This is a genomic window from Campylobacter sp. 19-13652 (assembly GCF_019702925.1).
GTDB lineage: Bacteria > Campylobacterota > Campylobacteria > Campylobacterales > Campylobacteraceae > Campylobacter_A.
In genome coordinates this window covers 319,103-337,087 of sequence record NZ_AP024713.1, presented here as the reverse complement: position 1 = coordinate 337,087, position 17,985 = coordinate 319,103, and the positions used below count along the sequence as shown (strand labels likewise).

General features: G+C 41.0%; 16 protein-coding genes. 2 read left to right on the top strand and 14 right to left on the bottom strand.

The genetic code is table 11. The features are described 5' to 3' along the window. Positions 1-319: 319 nt before the first annotated feature. Genes hemJ through glmM form a run of 3 tightly spaced genes read right to left on the bottom strand, consistent with a single transcriptional unit; the run spans position 320 to position 2,533 of the window. A complete protein-coding gene (hemJ, locus tag LBC_RS01535; protein WP_221254370.1) occupies positions 320-754 on the bottom strand; it encodes a protoporphyrinogen oxidase HemJ in 435 nt (144 codons plus the stop codon). Next, positions 747-1,184: a signal peptidase II gene (lspA, locus tag LBC_RS01530; protein ID WP_221254918.1), complete on the bottom strand. Its 438-nt coding sequence runs from the start codon at positions 1,182-1,184 to the stop codon at positions 747-749. The genes hemJ and lspA overlap by 8 nt, the downstream gene beginning before the upstream one ends. 11 nt (positions 1,185-1,195) lie before the next feature. Beyond that, positions 1,196-2,533, bottom strand: coding sequence for a phosphoglucosamine mutase (gene glmM / locus LBC_RS01525; protein WP_221254369.1), 1,338 nt, complete (start codon positions 2,531-2,533; stop codon positions 1,196-1,198). Between the two features lie 165 nt (positions 2,534-2,698). Between glmM and rpsT the strand changes: the two genes are divergently transcribed. Together rpsT and prfA are read left to right on the top strand one after the other, a co-directional pair. Then, positions 2,699-2,968 (top strand): 30S ribosomal protein S20, encoded by a 270-nt coding sequence (gene rpsT, locus LBC_RS01520; protein ID WP_221254368.1) that lies wholly within the window; start codon positions 2,699-2,701, stop codon positions 2,966-2,968. Between the two features lie 9 nt (positions 2,969-2,977). Continuing rightward, entirely contained in the window at positions 2,978-4,045 is a 1,068-nt protein-coding gene (gene prfA / locus LBC_RS01515; protein ID WP_221254367.1) for a peptide chain release factor 1, read from the top strand. A gap of 864 nt (positions 4,046-4,909) precedes the next feature. On the opposite strand, the gene LBC_RS01510 is transcribed toward prfA, so the two are convergent. The 11 genes from LBC_RS01510 to dxs form a co-directional block, all read right to left on the bottom strand. Next, positions 4,910-5,719, bottom strand: coding sequence for a 3'(2'),5'-bisphosphate nucleotidase CysQ (locus tag LBC_RS01510; RefSeq protein ID WP_221254366.1), 810 nt, complete (start codon positions 5,717-5,719; stop codon positions 4,910-4,912). Next, on the bottom strand, positions 5,720-6,988 hold the full coding sequence (locus LBC_RS01505; RefSeq protein WP_221254365.1) for a citrate synthase: 1,269 nt from the start codon (positions 6,986-6,988) through the stop codon (positions 5,720-5,722). After that, positions 6,973-8,151, bottom strand: coding sequence for a cation:proton antiporter (locus tag LBC_RS01500; RefSeq protein WP_221254364.1), 1,179 nt, complete (start codon positions 8,149-8,151; stop codon positions 6,973-6,975). The genes LBC_RS01505 and LBC_RS01500 overlap by 16 nt, the downstream gene beginning before the upstream one ends. Beyond that, positions 8,132-8,971 (bottom strand): biotin synthase, encoded by an 840-nt coding sequence (locus LBC_RS01495; RefSeq protein WP_221254363.1) that lies wholly within the window; start codon positions 8,969-8,971, stop codon positions 8,132-8,134. Before LBC_RS01495 ends, LBC_RS01500 begins: the two co-directional genes overlap by 20 nt. A 94-nt stretch (positions 8,972-9,065) precedes the next feature. Further along, entirely contained in the window at positions 9,066-11,165 is a 2,100-nt protein-coding gene (gene topA / locus LBC_RS01490) for a type I DNA topoisomerase (RefSeq protein ID WP_221254917.1), read from the bottom strand. A 57-nt stretch (positions 11,166-11,222) separates the two neighbouring features. Further along, positions 11,223-12,302, bottom strand: a complete 1,080-nt coding sequence (serC, locus tag LBC_RS01485) for a 3-phosphoserine/phosphohydroxythreonine transaminase (RefSeq protein WP_221254362.1) — start codon at positions 12,300-12,302, stop codon at positions 11,223-11,225. Positions 12,303-12,304: 2 nt separating this feature from the next. Then, positions 12,305-13,531 carry an exodeoxyribonuclease VII large subunit gene (gene xseA, locus LBC_RS01480; protein WP_221254361.1) on the bottom strand — a complete coding sequence of 409 codons (1,227 nt, stop codon included), beginning with the start codon at positions 13,529-13,531 and terminating at the stop codon, positions 12,305-12,307. Further along, positions 13,525-14,247 (bottom strand): bifunctional demethylmenaquinone methyltransferase/2-methoxy-6-polyprenyl-1,4-benzoquinol methylase UbiE, encoded by a 723-nt coding sequence (gene ubiE, locus LBC_RS01475; protein WP_221254360.1) that lies wholly within the window; start codon positions 14,245-14,247, stop codon positions 13,525-13,527. Before ubiE ends, xseA begins: the two co-directional genes overlap by 7 nt. Beyond that, a complete protein-coding gene (locus LBC_RS01470; RefSeq protein ID WP_221254359.1) occupies positions 14,248-15,600 on the bottom strand; it encodes a hypothetical protein in 1,353 nt (450 codons plus the stop codon). Positions 15,601-15,655: 55 nt separating this feature from the next. Continuing rightward, positions 15,656-16,069, bottom strand: coding sequence for a Fur family transcriptional regulator (locus tag LBC_RS01465; protein ID WP_221254358.1), 414 nt, complete (start codon positions 16,067-16,069; stop codon positions 15,656-15,658). 67 nt (positions 16,070-16,136) lie between these two features. Further along, positions 16,137-17,984, bottom strand: a complete 1,848-nt coding sequence (dxs, locus tag LBC_RS01460; RefSeq protein WP_221254916.1) for a 1-deoxy-D-xylulose-5-phosphate synthase — start codon at positions 17,982-17,984, stop codon at positions 16,137-16,139. Between the last annotated feature and the right edge of the window lies 1 nt (position 17,985).

Sequence of the window (17,985 nt, the reverse complement as noted above, 5' to 3'; positions counted from 1 at the left end):
TTAAGCACAAATTTGGTCTTGCCTCATGCCGTCAAAGACATAATTTTACCTTATTTGCACCGCCTTTTTGCATAGCAATCTAGCTTTTGCTATATTTTATGCCTGAGCCTAGCTGGTTTGTCGCCCTTAATTTTAAGGGCTATCTTAACGATTACTACTCTTGTTGGCTTAAATAAAAGCCAAACACCATTTTGCTCTACTAAAACCAGCTTGATTTTAGCAAATTTATTGCAATTACTTTTAGTAAAAAATTTAAATTTTGTCCCACTTTACAGATAAAAGTAAAGCGTTAAAAATATAAATTTAAAGTAAAATAGCACTAAAACGGATCTACTATCATCACCCAAATAATCACAATAAGTGCGACTGTTGGAACTTCATTATAAGCTCTAAAAAACATACCATCTCTTTTACAGGTGCCGTTTTTTAACGCCTTCATATAATACCCCAAACTAAAATGATAAGCCGCCAAAAGCACCACGACAAGGAGCTTTAAATGTATATGCCCCGTCTTTAAAAGCTCTGGCATAGCCGCTAATATAAGCGCGCCAGTAACGAAGCTTCCAATAAGCGCTGGATAGCCGATGTATTGATACATCTTATACTCCATGACCTCTACGACTTTGATAAAATCAGGCTTTGAAGAATTTTCGGCATGATAAACATAAAGCCTAGGCTGATAAAATAGCACTGCCATCCACGAAACGAAAAATATGTAATGCAGGAATTTAAAATAAAGATAATACTCAGCCATTTTTTCTCCTTTTTAGACTTGATATTAGGATATATGCAACACTTAAGTCTATTAAAACGTCTGCTAGGTTAAAGACTGCAAAATTAAACCACTTGTGCCAAAAGACATAATCAACCACACCACCATGGATAAATCTATCAAGTATATTTGACGCACCACTTCCTAAAAGCACGCCTATTGCTATGGCATACTCTCTTAAGAGCTTTCTTTCATAAAATAGATAGCAGATTATAGCTCCAACAAGTGATAGCTGAATGTATTTGAGCCACTCCCCAAGGCTTGAAAGCATAGAAAATGCAACGCCGTCATTAAAGACAAGCACAAGCGAGATAAACTCCCCATCGTATCTAAAGCCACCTAAAAAAAGCTGCTTTACGCCCTGATCTATCGCTAAAACCGCAAAAAAAGCGAGGATAAATTTAACCCCCATAAAATCCGCCTTCACACAAGCGCTTTTGCGAAAAACTCGCGCGCAATATTTGCGGCCTCTTGTACAGATTGTTCGTTTTTACCCTCTACTAAAAGCCTAATAAGCGGCTCCGTCCCAGAGTATCGAAACAGCGTACGTACGCCCATTTTGATGCATTTTTCCTCAAGCTCGCCAAGCCCAGCTATCTCGCTTAGAGGCACTTTTTGTGATACTTTTAAATTTATCAAAATCTGCGGATATGGCTTAATGACGTTAAAAATTTCACTTGCTTTTTTGCCAGTTTTTAACATCATGGCAGCTACTTGCAGTGCCGAAACTACGCCATCTCCAGTCTTTGCAAAATCGCTAAATATAATATGCCCGCTCTGCTCTCCGCCAAAGTTTACACCTTTTTCGCGCATAAGATCAAGCACGAGCTTATCGCCCACACCACTGCGATAAAGCCTGCATCCCACATCACCTAGCGCATCATCAAGAGCAGCGTTACTCATTATAGTTGCTACCATCGCACCACCTTTTAGATCGCCCTTTTTAGCCAGCCAAAGCCCAAGTGCACCCAACAAACTATCTCCATGTACTACCTCACCACACTCATCAATCACTACAAGCCTATCAGCATCCCCATCAAACGCAAAGCCTATATCAGCACGCAGTCGTACCACTTCGCTTGCGAGATTTTGTGGGTGAAGTGCACCGCACTCCTCATTTATATTTAGTCCGTTTGGCTTGTCATTTATGACTATCACATCAGCACCAAGCTCCTTAAAAACAGTAGGTGCGACGCGGTAAGCAGCACCATTTGCCACATCTAGGACTATCCTCACACCCTTTAGGGTTAGCTCTTTTGGAAAGGAGTTTTTAATACTTACGATATAGCGTCCGATGACATCATCTATGCGCTTATTCGCGCCTATTTCGCTGCCACTTTTTAGGGAGTTTTTAATAATTTCGTCATCATTATAAATTTTTTCTATTTCACTCTCTACGCTAGCATCTAGCTTGTTGCCTTTGCTATCAAAGAATTTAATGCCATTATCGTAGTATGGATTGTGGCTTGCGCTTATCATTATGCCCGCATCACAGCGCATATCCTCTGTTAAAAACGCCACCGCAGGGGTCGGCATAGGACCAATTTGTAGCACATTATACCCCACCGAAGTAAGCCCTGCAACTATGGCCGTTTCTATCATATAGCCACTTTTTCTCGTATCTTTTCCTAGCATTATGGTATTTGTTACCGAATATTTGCGAAAATATATGCCAGCTGCCATAGCTAGGCGCATAGCCACGTTTGCACTTAGCTCTTTTCCGGCCATAGCTCTTACTCCATCTGTGCCAAAAAGCTTCATAATTCTACATTTTTCCTTAAATTTAAATATTAAAGCTAAATTATAGCAGAAGTTAATTTAAATTTGCTTTTATAACTAAGCTTTAAAATAGGCTTAAATTAAGCTATAATTAAATTTATTTTGTATATAATTGCCGACTAAAATTATCAAAAATAAAGGTAAGTTATGGCAAACCACAAATCTGCTGAAAAAAGAGCAAGACAGACTATTAAAAAAACTGAGCGAAATAGATTCTACCGCACAAGACTTAAAAATATAACAAAAGCGGTACGCGTAGCAGTTGAAGCAAAAGACCTAAGTGCTGCTACAGAAGCACTAAAAGTAGCAAACAAAAGCATTCATAGCTTCGTAAGTCGTGGATTTTTGAAAAAGCAAACAGCTTCACGCCGTGTAAGCCGCCTAGCACAACTTGTAAATACTCTAAAAGTAGCCTAATAACCCATAATGCTTGCCGATAAACTTAAGCCATTTTTGGATCGCTATGCCGAGATAAACTCTCTCCTTAGCGATCCAGCTATCATCAATGACATAGAAAAGATGACAAAGCTCTCAAAAGAGCAGGCAAGCATAGAACCGATAAAAGAAGTCGCACAAGAGTACCTACAAACCTTAGATGACATAGAAAGCAACAAAGCGTTGCTAACAGATCCTGAGCTCGGCGAACTCGCAAAAGATGAGCTAAAATCGGCCGAGGCACGTAAAGACGAGCTAGAAAACGAGATTAAAATCCTACTTCTACCAAAAGATCCAAATGACGATAAGAATATATTTTTAGAGATTCGAGCTGGTACAGGCGGAGATGAGGCGGCTTTATTTGTCGGAGATCTTTTTGGTGCGTATATCAGATATGCCGAAGCTAGAGGCTATAAATATGAAATCGTAAGCCAAAGCGAGGGAAGTGTAGGAGGATTTAAGGAGATAATCCTGCTAATAAAAGGCAGTGGTGCATACTCTAGACTAAAATACGAAGGTGGCACTCACAGGGTACAACGTGTCCCAGAAACTGAAAGCCAAGGCAGAGTGCACACAAGCGCAGTAACTGTGGCAATAATGCCAGAGGTAGAAGACAGCGAGATACAGATAAATCCGAATGATTTAAGAATTGATGTCATGCGTTCAAGCGGGCACGGCGGACAGAGTGTAAACACTACAGATAGCGCCGTACGAATTACACACATACCAACAGGTATAGTCGTAACCAACCAAGACGGTAAATCTCAGCATAAAAACAAAGAAGCTGCCATGAAAGTCCTAAAGGCTAGACTTTATGAAATGCAAGAAGCCGAGCGACTTGAAAAAGAAAGTAGCGAGCGCAAAAGTCAAGTCGGCACAGGCGATAGAAGCGGACGTATACGCACGTACAACTTCCCACAAAACAGAATAAGCGACCATCGCATAAACCTCACTCTATACAGACTTGATGCGATAATGGCTGGGGGGTTATTTGACGAAATAATAGACCCTCTAATAGCTCACCATCAAGCAGAGGCAATGCTAGCAGCTGGGCTTTGATAGCCTTAATTTTAAATTCAAAGCTCTACCAACTTTAACAAGATTGCATATTTTCTACTAAAGCTACGCAAAAATAATAAGATTATTCGTTTAATGGTCTCGGTATTTAAAAAATTTTAGACTCTTTTAAACAATAGTATTGCTTTGTAAATTTTAAAGTTAAGTCCTAGTCACGTATGCGAGTGGGTTAACGTGTCAAGCACCTGCAAAAGTACCAAAAATTTTATGACGCTATATACTATGGCGATAATAGCAATTGGTGGTGCTAGACTTATACTATGGCTTAAATTTGTAATTAAAAACAACATTATTTGTTTGAATAGCTAAATTTTAATACCTCAAGCTATTAATTGTTTATCGCTCAAGCATTAAAACCTTAATATTAAGATAAATTTAACATAAAAACACCAAAAAATTATCATGAAATTTAGCCATTTATCTAGCTATATTTTAACCTTAAAGCTCTATGCTAAAAATCTAAATTTTTTAAAAAGCATAAATAATAATTAAATACTATTATTTAATGAAATCTTAAATTATTTTAATTGATTATCCTATAATTATAAAAAGCCGATTTTATGGATAATTAAGTTGCACCGTAAAATTTCATAATTAAACTCACCAAAACTCAAGCTCCGTAGCACAATAAACAGGGGGGGGGGGGATAATAATCAATAAACGTCAGACACAAATTTAAATCGTTGAAAGTTTTTATAGATATAGCATTTTTCTTAAATGTATCCAAAAATTTAAATTAAACAAACTCTACAACAAGCAATAATGGCATAAATTTCAAGCAGAAACAAAGCCTAATAATTTGACATAGAAAAACCAAAGCTGCCACAAAATAGCTCTAAGCTAAGCCTAGCTTTTAAGGTTAAATCTACCCACAATGGAGACTATATCATCGAGTAAAAAGGTCATATCCTTGCTTAGGCAGATAAAATGAGGACTTTTTAAGCTCTTGCTGGCATAATTAATCGGCTCTAGGCTATCAGCGTCTAGTACCACGCCCCCACTTAGGCGCACGAGCGCATCGCCAGCTGCGTTATCCCAGATATAGCTTGGGCTTATGCGCACATATGCTCCGCCATTTTGCACTAGGCGAGCAAACTTTATGGCCGAGCCTATGGTGTGCGTTTTAAGTCCGAGCGTACTAGCTATTTCCTTGCCTACTGCGTTTTTACTACGTCTTGAAAGGTAGATATTTTTCTCATTTTTGGCAGATTTGTTTAAATTTAAAATCTCCAAAAGCCCATATCCAGCCCCTAGTCGCTCCATAAAAACGCCAGCGCTAGAAGCGTAAAAAAGCTCGGCCGTCGTAGGTACAAATATAACGCCAAGCACCGCCTTGCCAGCCTCGATCAAAGCTATACACACGCAAAAATCGCCATTTTTATCGATAAATTCTTTCGTCCCATCAAGCGGATCAACAAGCCAAAAAATCTCCGCCTCCTGCCTCTGTCTAGTCTCTAGCACGCTCTCCTCAGAACAAATAGAAATGCCACTAGCAGAGAGTATCTCATAAATTTTATCATTTGCAGCAAGATCAGCACTCGTTACTGGCGAGCGATCGCCCTTTAGCCTTACACTAAAGGACTTATCATACTCAAACATGATGGCTCGCCCAGCCTCAACGGCTGCTTTCTTAGCAAGTTTTAACAGGCTATTCATCTACACCCTATTACTTTCGCCAACATAAAGCTGTCTAGGGCGGACTATTTTTATGCTATCTTGCTCTTTTAACTCGATTAGCTGACTTATCCAGCCACTAACCCTACCTATGACAAAAATCACCGCAAACATGTCATTTGGAATACCAAGCGCCTTTAAGATAAGTCCGCTGTAAAAGTCGACATTTGGATATAAATTTCTACTGATAAAATACTCATCACTTAGTGCTATCTCCTCTATGCGTCTAGCTACCTTTAAAAGCTCGGAATCAATACCTATCTCATCAATTAGTTGAGCGCACATTTTCTTAAGTACCTTTGCACGTGGGTCGAAGTTCTTATACACCCTATGTCCAAAGCCCATCAAGCGGAATGGGTCATTTTTATCCTTTGCTCTAGCAATAAATTTATCAACATTATCAAGCGTGCCGATCGCCTCAAGCTGACGTATAACACCCTCATTTGCACCACCATGGGCGTGTCCCCATAGTGCACCTATACCAGCTGCTATGCACGCATATGGATGTGCATGGGTGCTACCAACCGTACGAACAGTCGTAGTAGAGGCATTTTGCTCGTGGTCGATATGTAGCATAAACACCGTATCAAGCGCCTTGACTTCAATAGGCTTTAAGTCCACATGTTCATAAGGATATGAGCGTAGCATGTATAAAAAATTCTCCGTAAAGCCGCGGTCTAGGTTTGGGTATATGATAGGAATGCCCTTTTTAAAGCGATAACTAAATGCTGCAATTGTCGGCATTTTGGCGATTATTCGCATAGCCATTTCGTGAAATTCCTCAGGCTTGTTTGCGTTTAAGTGATCTGGATAAAATGAGCTAAGCGACGCCACAGCAGCCTGCAAAATCGCCATAGGATGAGACTTATCAGGAAAAGCATCAAAAATTTTCATCATACCCTCATGAATAAATGAACGCTTTTTCATCTCAAGTCTAAAAGCCTCAAGCTCATGTGCGTTTGGCAACTTTTTATTTAAAAGCAAATAAGACACCTCTAAAAAGGTATGATTTTCAGCCAGATAGGCTATGTCATAACCCCTGTGTAAAAGCTCGCCCTTCTGCCCATCTATAAATGTAATAGAGCTACGACACATCGCAGTACTTGTGTATCCTCGGTCAAAAGTAAACATGCCAGTTTGAGTAAAAAGCGTAGAAATATCTATAACACTCGGTCCTTTTGTGCCATCAAGTATCGGAAATTCATAGCTTGCGCCTGTTCTGTTATCCGTTAGAGTTACTGTGTTTGACATCTTGCCCCCTTATTTGTATTCATAAGCAATTTTATACTTATCATAGATATTATAGCCTGCAAAAGGGCTGCAAGTATGAAAGAGTAATAAAAATTCTCACTAATATCTCCTGTTTTGTGTGCTATGGTAGCAACAGCTATGATTAAAGTAAGCGGCATAGAGTGAGATAGGGCATAAAGCGCAATACCCTTAAACTTTAATAAATTTAAAAATATAAAGCTAGAAATAAAGCGAAATCCTATCATCACAACGCTAATGAGCACTGCATCAAGCGCCACCCTATCACGCAAAAGTGCATCGAGACTAAAAGTAGAACCTATATATACAAAAAATGTCGGTACCAAAAAGCCAAAGCCAAATGAGCTAAGCTTATGCGGCAAGTCCTCTTTGTGATCAAAAAATGTCGCTATAAAGCTACCTGCGATAAACGCTCCAAAGGCTATCTCAAGCCCAAGATAAAGCATTAGTGCAATCACGGCAAAAAATAGCGCCATACAAAGCCTAATGCCCTTTTCATCCTTATCGTGATGTGGCATCAGGATAACCCTAATCTTTGGATACCACCAAAAAAGCACATCAAGCAGTTTAAAACCAAATGCAGCGATGATTAAAAATGCGATTAAATACGCGATATTTAGCCATAAATTTATACTCGCACCAAACTGAAAATAAGCCGCAATAAATGTCAAAAGCATAATGCTAATAACCTCGCCGATTGAGCCTATTAGCATGCTTAGGCTTAACCAGCCCAAATCCTTGCCATACTCCTTAATCAGCGTAAAAACCATACCCACGCTCATAAGTGGGATAATTATAATAAAAAGTGGATTTAACCCCAGCGCAAAAGTAAGCAGTGCAGAGAGTAGATAAAGCAAACATATATAGATTAATCCGCGTTTAAGCACAGCCTTATCCGCACTAAAAAATATCCGCAAATCCACCTCAGTTCCAGCTAAAAACATAAGGTAGAAAAATCCCACTTCGCTTACTAGCTCAAATATATCACTATGTCCGATAAGCCCAGCATACCCAGCCACTGCGCCTAGCATTATCTCAATAGGCGCTATGGGTATGCGTAAAAGCCTGGAAAAATAAGGAGAGGCAAAAATGATAAAAGCAAGAGTTATGAGTATGCTTAATCCATTAGTGGCACTCGGTAACAAAAGTATATCCCCGCTTTTGTAGCTCTACTATATCACGGCTTGCTACCTCGCCCTTTGTCGTGAGATAATCCCCTATAACGACAGCCGCAGCCCCACGCTCAAGCGCCTCATACTGACGCTCTCCCAGCACCACCTCACGCCCTCCAGCTACCATGATCCTGCACTCAGGCAGCTCTCGCACCGTATCGCTTACTATATTAAGCGCCTCATCTGCACTTAGGCGAGAGACTTGGAGATTTAGCTTTGGATTTGAAATGAAAAAATTTATCGGACTTGAAAATGGCTTTAGCTCGGCAAGACTTTTTCTCATGCTTATCCTGTCCGCCTCACTCTCCCCTAGCCCATAAATTCCTCCGCAGCATAGCTCAAGCCCGGCAGCTTTGGCGTTTAAATTTGTCTGCCACCGCTCATCCCAACTATGTGTGGTGCAGATTTGTGGGTAAAACTCGCGGCTAGTTTCTAAATTGTGATTATAGCTAAATACCCCAGCATTTTTTAGCTCTCTTAGCTGTTGCTCGCTGGCTAGTCCATTACAGGCAATTAGCATTAAGCCTGGCACCTCTTTTCGCACGGCAGCAGCAATTCTTGCCACTTTTTCAGTTTTTGCGTCAGTTAGACCAGCGCCGCTTGTAACTAGGCAAAAGCCCAGCGCATGATTTGCCGCAGCACGCTTTGCCTCATTTACCACCGCCTCAGGAGTTTTTATATCATAACGGTCGATGTCTGTTTTTACTTTGGCGTTTTGGGTGCAGTACGCACAATCCTCTCCACATATACCGCTTGAAAGCGAGCTAATCGCACAAAGCATTACCATTTTCATAAAGCACCCCCCGTTGGGTGGGTGCAGTACGCACAATCCTCTCCACATATACCGCTTGAAAGCGAGCTAATCGCGCGTAACATTACCATTTTCATCACTGCTCTCCTAAAGGTTGCTTAAATTTACACTCCACGCACTCGTGAAATGTCCCTCTTTTTAGCTCTTTTTTTACCATTCGTCCGCCGCACTCAGGGCAGGCCTCTACCACTGGCTCGTAATTTGAGATAAAATCACATTTTGGATAGTTTTTACAGCCATAAAACTTACCTCTACGGCTAAATCTCTGCACTATCTCGCCACCACATTTTGGGCAAGGAGCCTCTATTGTAACCAGCTCTTTTTGTGGTTTTTGCGAGCCTTGCTCCTCGCTTTGTGATTTTATATTGCGCGAGTATTTGCATTTTGGAAAATTTGAACAAGCCACAAACTCGCCAAATCTACCCTTGCGCTTTACTAGCTCACCGCCACATTCTGGGCATTTTTCGCCTATTGGAGTGGCGACTTTTAGGCTTTTTATGTCGGTTTTACCGTGTTTTATGCGCTCCATAAATGGATGATAAAAGTCATTTAGCACCTCCTGCCAGTTTGCCTTAGCCTCAGCTATTTTATCAAGCGTCTGCTCTAAATTCGAAGTAAAATCGCTATCTACAATATTACTAAAGTGCTTTTCAAGCATATCAATCATATCAAAAGCGACCTCATTTGGCACAAGCTGCTTTTTCTCAACACGCACATAATCGCGGCTTGTAAGCAACGAAATAGTCGGCGCATATGTCGATGGACGTCCGATTCCTAGGCTTTCTAGCTTTTTAACCAGCCCAGCTTCAGAGTAACGTGTCGGCGGCTCTGTAAAATGCTCGCTCGCTTTTAAGCTTTGCAAGCTTAGCTCATCGCCTATATTTAAATTTGGCAGGAGTTTGTCCTTATCCATATCACCATACACCTTATAAAATCCGTCAAAAAGTACCTTTTTGCCGCCCACTTTTAGCTCTGCACTTTGACTTGTTATAACTAGAGTTTGCGTCTCGCTCACGCAAGCACTCATCTGAGAGGCCAAAAAACGGTTGTATATTAATGTATAAAGTTTTAGCAGATCTTTTTCTAAAAATCTAGCAGCAATCTCTGGTGTAAAGACTAAATTTGTTGGACGTATCGCCTCATGTGCCTCTTGTGCACCCTTTGAGCTTGTGGAGTAATAATTTGGTTTTGGCGGTAGATAGTCCGCACCAAATTCACTCTCTATTAGCTCCCTAGCTGCACTTATAGCCTCAGCTGCGATATTTAGACTATCTGTCCTCATATAAGTAATCGCACCCATAAAGCCCTCGTGTGTCTGCACACCCTCATAAAGGCTTTGCGCTAACATCATCGTCTTTTTAGGGCTAAAGCCTAGCGCATTTGAGGCGCTTTGCTGAAGTGTAGAAGTCATAAACGGTGGATTTGGCTGAGTCTTTCTTTGCTTGCTGATTAGATCGCTTACGCTAAATTTCTCGCTCTTAAGCGTCGAGACTATGTATTCTGCACGCTCAGCATTTGTGATTGTTAGCTTTTCTATCTTTTGATTCTCAAATTTAACAAGCTCAGCGTCAATGTCCTTTTTAAACACAGTGTCTATGCTGTAATATTTTACAGGTACAAACGCCCGTATCTCGCGCTCTCTATCAACAATTATCTTTAGCGCCGCGCTTTGTACGCGTCCAGCGCTTAGCCCTTTTTGAATTTTCTGGCTTAGTAGTGGACTTAGCTTATAGCCCACGATGCGATCAAGAAGCCTGCGTGCTTGCTGAGCATTTACGCTATCCATGTCAATTATGCGAGGATTTTGCAGGGCTTTGTTTATTGCGTTTTTAGTAATCTCATGAAAGACTATGCGAGGCAGGCTTTGAGCCTTTTTGCCGATGGCGTTTGCTATGTGATAGGCTATCGCCTCTCCCTCTCTATCCTCGTCCGTTGCTAGATATATGGCGTCTGCTGACTTTGCTAGCTCTTTTATCTCTTTGACTATTTTTGAGTGATCTGCACTCACACGATACTCTGGAATAAACTCATCATTTTCTATTTTTATACCAAAGCTTGTCTTTGGCAGGTCCCTTATATGCCCTTTACTGGCTATGACGTCATAGTCCTTACCTAGGAAATTTTTTATAGTTCTTGCTTTTGCAGGCGACTCGACGATGATTAAATTTTTCATTATTTCGCTACCTTTTACTTTTTGCTATATTGTATCACAATTCAAAGCCTAAACAAAAGTTTAACCATGCTTACGCACAAATTCTCTCATAAACTTGGTTAAAGTTTCCACCTCACTAGGTGTTATGGCGTTATAAATCGACGCACGTATGCCGCCTATGTGCTTATGCCCCTTAAGCCCTAACATTCCAGCCCTGCTCGCCTCTTCGACAAAGACTGGCTCAAGCGCAGGGTTAGCAACTATATTAAAGCTTACGTTCATATTTGAGCGACTATTTTCTTTAGCATGCCCCTTATAAAAGCCGCCTGAAGTATCTATAGCGTTATAAATTTCAAAAGCCTTTTTAGCATTTCGCTCCTTTACCGCCTCTAGACCTCCTAGCCCCTCTATCCACTCACAAATAAGCCCTAGCATATAAATAGCAAATGTCGGCGGAGTGTTAAACATCGACTGATTATTAGCATATGTGTCATAGCGAAGCATGGTAGGGAGATTTTGAGGGACGCGCTCTAGCATATCTTTGCGGATAATAACTAGCGTAACGCCACTAATGCCCGCGTTTTTCTGCGCCCCAGCAAAAAGAACTCCCACGTTTGAGCCACTAAAATCAATAGGATATGATAATACATCACTACTAGCGTCAATTACTAGTGGGGTCTTTGAGGCTGGTAGGGTGCGATACTGCGTGCCGTATATGGTATTATTTGAGCAGATATAGCCATATGCCGCATCATCTGAGAAGCTAACCTCTGGGATATAGCTATACGCCTCTTGTTCACTTGAGGCTACTATAACGCACTCTTTGCCTTGAATTTTTACCTCTTTTATGGCTTTTTGTGTCCATACCCCAGTATCTGCGTACTCAACTCTCTTATCCTGTGATAAATTCATCGGCGCTAGCGCAAACTGAAGGCTTGCCCCACCTTGCATAAAAAGCACCTCATACTCATCGCTTAGTGCATAAAGACGCTTTATGCTATCGACGGTGCTTTTATAAACCTCGTCAAAAACAGCCGAGCGATGGCTTATTTCCATTATGCTAAAGCCCTTGCCTTTAAAACTTAAAAACTCGCTCTCGGCCTTTTGCAAAACGCAAAGCGGCAACGCACTTGGTCCTGCACTAAAATTTATCACTCTCATTTTCACTCCTTTATTATCGCTTTTTTGCTTATATTTTGTCCTACTAAAACCACCTCATCGCCTGATTTTAGCTCCTCTAGCTTTATCTTTTTGCCATTACTTCTAATCTCGATTAAGTCAGTAGTAGCCTCATAAAAGCTTTCATACGTGCTAAAACTAGCCTTAAGCCCAGCAAGCCTTGCCTCAAAGCTTAAAATTTTACGCTCAAAAGCACCATTTAGCCGTGAGGCAAGTGAGCTTACCAAAGAGCCTTTTGCCTCAATGCGAGCAGCTAAGGCTTGCGGCAAAAATCTCGAGCTTATAGCCAAAAGTCTGGCCTCGCTTTTGGCTATTTTTAAATTTAACGCACCATTAAAATCAAATCTAGCAATAGCGTTTTTACATGCTAAAACCTTAGCACCAAAGGCTGATGATATATCATCGCTTAGCCTATCTATATACTGCGCCACGCCCGCAGCGTCAGGCAAAAGCGCACTCATAGCAGCCGTTGGCGTTGACGCGCGATAATCCGCGACTAAATCAGCCACACTCTCATCTATCTCATGTCCTATACCTGTAATTATTGGGGTGTGCAAAGAAGCAATTGTAAGGGCTAGCTCCTCATCATTAAAGCACCACAAATCCTCCTTGCTCCCTCCACCACGAGCTAAGACTATAGCGTCATAGCCCATTTTATCAGCTGATTTTAGCACAGAGATTAAAGCTCTTGGGGCTTCTGCACCCTGAGTAAGTGAGTCGTGTATATAAAGCTTTGCAAGCCCCCATCTGCTACTTGCTACCCTAATCATATCAGCAAGCGCAGCCGAAGTAGCAGAGGTAACCACGCCCACTCGCATAGGCAGAACTGGTAGTGGCTTTTTACGCGCTGGCTCAAATAGCCCCTGGGCGCGAAGCTTTGCTTTTAATTCATTTAGTGCCATTTCTAGCTCACCCTCGCCATCAGGACGCAGGGCAGAGACTACAAGCTGATACGCACCACTTTGAACATACATAGACACCTTCGCATACGCTACGACCTTAGAGCCCTCTTTAACGCTAAAGCCCACCTTTAAATTTGCACTTTTAAACATAGCGGCACTTACACTTGCACCCTCATCTTTTAGCACAAAATACCAATGTCCGCTCGCATGGCGCGTAAGACGACTTATCTCGCCCCTAACCTCCACAAGACCAAAATTTGTCTCAAGCAGAGCTTTTGCCTGCTCGTTTAGCTGGGTAACGCTTAGCAATTTCTTATCTTTTTAGCGACAAAAAGCGTGGAAATATCCGCACTAAAGCTCTTGCAAAACACTATCTCAAAGCCGTAAATTCGTAGCTCATCGCAAAAAGTCTGAGCGTCTAAAAAGCCCTCTATGGAGTTTGGCAAATACTCATACGCCTCTTTATTTTTACTGATAAAGCCGCCTATTTTTGGTAGAATTTTTTGCAAGTAAAAATCCCTAAGCCTGCTTATAAACCCCTCTTTGCTACGCCTAGTAAACTCAAGCACCACGACAAGCCCATCGTTTTTTAGCACACGATTAAACTCTTTTAGTGCCTCTTTTCGCTCGATTACGTTTCGTATGCCATAACTTATGCTAAGTATGTCTGCGCTTGCGCTTTTAAGCGTGGTATTATCCGCATAGGCTTCGATAAATTTAAAATTAAAGTCACTAAATTTCTCTCTCGCCTTTGCCAGCATGCCGTTTGAGGGGTCTACGCCTATTAGGCTATTTATATTTACGCCCTGTTTTTTGGCTGTGTCTTGCCAAATTTTCATCATATCACCAGTCCCACAAGCCACATCAACTATACTAATGTCATCTTTTGCGTACTCGCTAAGCGCAAACTCACAGGCCTCGCGCCGCCACTTTATGTCTATACCTAGGCTTAAAACTCTATTTGCCACATCATAAGTAGGAGCTATGGCGTCAAACATCTTTACTATTTTTTCTTGCTTTTGCATTTAAGGCCTTTTATATATTTTTAAATTTTTATTCATCATCTTAAGCTCATTTATAGCTATAAATTTATTCTCAAGCACCCTATTTCTTAAATTTTGAGTGCGTTTTAAAAGCTTTAAATGAAGCTTTTTAGGCTGATAAGGAGAGCGGATAAAAATCCCTAGCCAAGCGCCACTTTGGCGAAGTTTTTCTAGATTTTTGGATAAATTTTCTAGCTCTTTTACAGGCAGACTCACCCACTGATGAGAGAAATATTTTAGGATTATCATAGCTGTTTTTGCATGATTTGCTGCCATGAAAAAGGCAGCATTTGCTTTTTGACTATCAAGCTTATTTAAAAGCCTAATAAGAGATATTAGATAAAATCTAAGCACCCTAGCAGCTATTATCTCGGAACGCTCAAAGCTATGCCCAGCCGCATAAAATCCGCTCTCATCGCTTAAAAACAGCTCATAATCTTTAAGCGCGCTAGAGACGTCATGCTTCTCAATACTTAAAAGCAAGGACGCGATTGCCTTTTTTAAAAGTATGCTAAGCTGCCTACTTTTGCTCTCCTTTTGGTCTTTGTCTTTTTTCTTGCTTTGTTTGTTTATGTATTTTAAAAAATCACCCGTGTAAGTTAAGCTCATCAAAGGCTCAGCAAATCGCTCCAATGAATCACTAAAAATCAAAGCCACTCTCTCATCAAAGATGCTTGAAGCAAAGGCTCGCAAGATAAAAGAGGACTCAAGAAGCGCCTCATAGCACTCTTTTGTATTTGAAAAATTTAAATTTCTAAGCGGCAAAATAAGGCTAAAAAGTATAGGTAGTAAAGAATTTAAGCCATCAAGCCCCCTTGGCGCATAAGGCGCAGCACCTGTGGCCAAAATGCGCAAAAGAGTATCCCTAAGACTAAAATCGCTACCATTAAAATACCCAAAAACACTTAGCGAATACTGGCTAAAAAATTTATCACTACTGACCTCTTTTAGCGCAAAGCCTTCTAAGAAATTTGGTAGCTTAAAATAAAGCCCAGCCATCTCATCACCAAACTCCACCTCAAGCATAAAAAGCCCAGCAAGCTCGCCGCTATACTCATCTATGTGATATAAATTCTCATCTATAAAAAAGCTGGCTCGGTTTTTACTTAAAGATGAAGTCTGGCTTTTTAAAAGGGCGTTATTGTACTCGTCCTTGCTTATGCTAAAGCTTGAGTTTAGCTCAAATTTAAAAAACTCTTTGTCAGATTTTGTATATCCTAAAGTGGGGTTAATAAAGGTGTGAGTGGTGATTTTAGGCGTCAAAGCTACGCCACAATCAGCCAAAAAGGAGGCAAGCGAGTTATCTTTTAAAACGTACCTGCGTTTAAGTTTCACACCGACCTCCCTTTGCTAAATGCTCTATTTTAGCAATAATAGGCTTAAATTCCCCCTATTTTAAGCACTTTTTACAGTTTGCGACGCTGGCTACTACGTTTAAGCGCTCGACTATATTTCCTATCTTACGCTCTAAAATATGCTGATACTGCTCTAATGTATCATCACTCATTCCAATATCCTCAACCGCACCGCAGCTTTCGCAAATGACGTGGATATGAGGCTTTTCGTAGATGTCATATCTTGATTTTTGATTTACTATATTAACCTCAACAACCAAGCCTTCATCTTTTAGCGTGTTTAAATTTTTATACACAGTAGCTAGTGAGATAGAGGGGTTTTCTTTTCTTATCTCTTCATATAGCTCGTCAATTGTCGGATGCGTATGAGCCCCTAGTACCCTCAAGACGCTGATACGCTGCGGGGTAACCTTTAAGCCGTGAGTCTTTAATAAATTTACGTAGTCCATAACAATCCTAATGGGTTTAAGTTTAAAATTCGAATTGTAATTCTACTATAAAAAAATTAAATGAAGTTTATAAGTAATATTTATTATCCTTTAATATTTTATCAACTATAAAATCGGCACTAATTCCTAAATCACGCTCGACATCTTTTGTATTTCCATGCTTTATAAACTCGTCTTTATATTCAAAACTATATAAAGCCACGTCATGGAGGCTATTTTCCTGTAAAAATGCACTTAAAATATCGCCCACGCCGCCATTTTTTGCGCTATCGCTTATTACATACCAGCGCTTTTTGTCTCTTGCAAGCCCTAAAAGCAGCTCTTTATCAAGTGGCTTAATAAAGACTAAATCCACCAAACTAACCTCTAACCCAGCATTTAAAAGTAAGGTCAAAACCTCAGCACCTCTGCCTACGCCGTTGCCATAACAAATAAGTACCACGTCGCTATTTGCGGATTTTAGCACCTCTGCTTTGCCTAGGCTTAGAGGTTTTGCACCTCTAAACTCATCAAATTTATCAAGCAAAAAGCCACCCCTTGGATAGCGCATAGCCAAAGCACCGCTACAAGCATAAGCAAAATCCATAACATGCGCCATACTAGCCTCAGAACGTGGAGCGCAAAGGATTAAATTTGGCACAGCGTTTAAAAAGCTAATATCAAACGCACCCTGATGAGTCTCGCCGTCCTCACCCACAATCCCAGCCCTATCCATGGCAAAAACGACTGGTAAATTTAAAAGGCAAGCGTCATGGATAAGCTGGTCATATGCGCGCTGCATAAAGGTCGAATAAATAGCAATAAACGGCTTAAAGCCCTCCTTTGCAAGCGCACACATAGAAGTTACCGCATGCTGTTCGGCTATGCCAACATCCCAAAAACGCTCAGGATAACGCTCTATAAGTGCATCTAGCCCAGTACCAGTAGGCATAGCAGCTGTTACACCCACGACATTTTCATGCTCTTTTGCAAGGCGCATTAAATTTTCACTAAAAATCTCAGTCGCACTTTTAATATTTGCTTTGCCTTTTATACTCTCGCCACTTTTTAAATCAAATGGGCTAACTCCGTGCCATTTAGCGTACTTACCCTCAGCTGGCGCATAGCCCTTGCCCTTTAGAGTCTGAGCGTGTAAAATGACTGGCTTTTTCATCGATTTTGCCGTCTTTAGCGTGCTAATGAGTGAGCCTATATCATGCCCATCAACCACCCCTATATACTCAAGCCCCAACTCCTCAAATAGCATTCCAGGCGTAATTAGTTTAAAGCCCTCCTCAAAACGTTTTGCCATATACGCAGCACTTTGAGGCATATAATCAAGTATGCGCTCTACACGCTTTTTAAATTTTTGATAAGTCTGCCCTGCCATTAGCTGACTTAGATACTTACTAAGAGCACCTATTGGCTTTGAGATACTCATCTCATTATCATTTAAGATTATAACGCAAGGATATTTTCGATCACCCAGCTCATTTAACGCCTCATACGCCATACCAGCGCTCATAGCGCCATCTCCTATAAGTGCAACTGGCACCCTATCCTCGCCCTTTAACGCTATGGCTTTTGCAGCGCCAACTGCTAGGCTAACCGAAGTCGAGCTATGCCCAGCGACAAAATAATCTGCCTCACTCTCACTAGGCTTAGTGTAGCCGCTAATGCCACCAAAACTACGCAAGCTATCAAAACTATCCCAGCGTCCAGTTAGCAACTTATGCGTATAGCTTTGATGGCTTACGTCAAATATAAATGGATCTTTTTTAACGTCAAAAACGTAGTGCATAGCCACTGTTAGCTCAATAGCGCCCATATTTGAGCTTAGATGCCCTCCACGCTTGCTAACTACCTCTAATATCCGCTCTCTAATCCTAGCACAAAGCTCTCTTAGCTCGCTTTCACTCATAGATTTTACGTCTATC

Coding starts and splice junctions, on each gene's coding strand:
- hemJ (WP_221254370.1), bottom strand. CDS start 754: ATGGCTGAGTATTATCTTTATTTTAAATTCCTGCATTACATATTTTTC.
- lspA (WP_221254918.1), bottom strand. CDS start 1,184: ATGGGGGTTAAATTTATCCTCGCTTTTTTTGCGGTTTTAGCGATAGAT.
- glmM (WP_221254369.1), bottom strand. CDS start 2,533: ATGAAGCTTTTTGGCACAGATGGAGTAAGAGCTATGGCCGGAAAAGAG.
- rpsT (WP_221254368.1), top strand. CDS start 2,699: ATGGCAAACCACAAATCTGCTGAAAAAAGAGCAAGACAGACTATTAAA.
- prfA (WP_221254367.1), top strand. CDS start 2,978: ATGCTTGCCGATAAACTTAAGCCATTTTTGGATCGCTATGCCGAGATA.
- LBC_RS01510 (WP_221254366.1), bottom strand. CDS start 5,719: ATGAATAGCCTGTTAAAACTTGCTAAGAAAGCAGCCGTTGAGGCTGGG.
- LBC_RS01505 (WP_221254365.1), bottom strand. CDS start 6,988: ATGTCAAACACAGTAACTCTAACGGATAACAGAACAGGCGCAAGCTAT.
- LBC_RS01495 (WP_221254363.1), bottom strand. CDS start 8,971: ATGAAAATGGTAATGCTTTGTGCGATTAGCTCGCTTTCAAGCGGTATA.
- serC (WP_221254362.1), bottom strand. CDS start 12,302: ATGAGAGTGATAAATTTTAGTGCAGGACCAAGTGCGTTGCCGCTTTGC.
- ubiE (WP_221254360.1), bottom strand. CDS start 14,247: ATGCAAAAGCAAGAAAAAATAGTAAAGATGTTTGACGCCATAGCTCCT.
- LBC_RS01465 (WP_221254358.1), bottom strand. CDS start 16,069: ATGGACTACGTAAATTTATTAAAGACTCACGGCTTAAAGGTTACCCCG.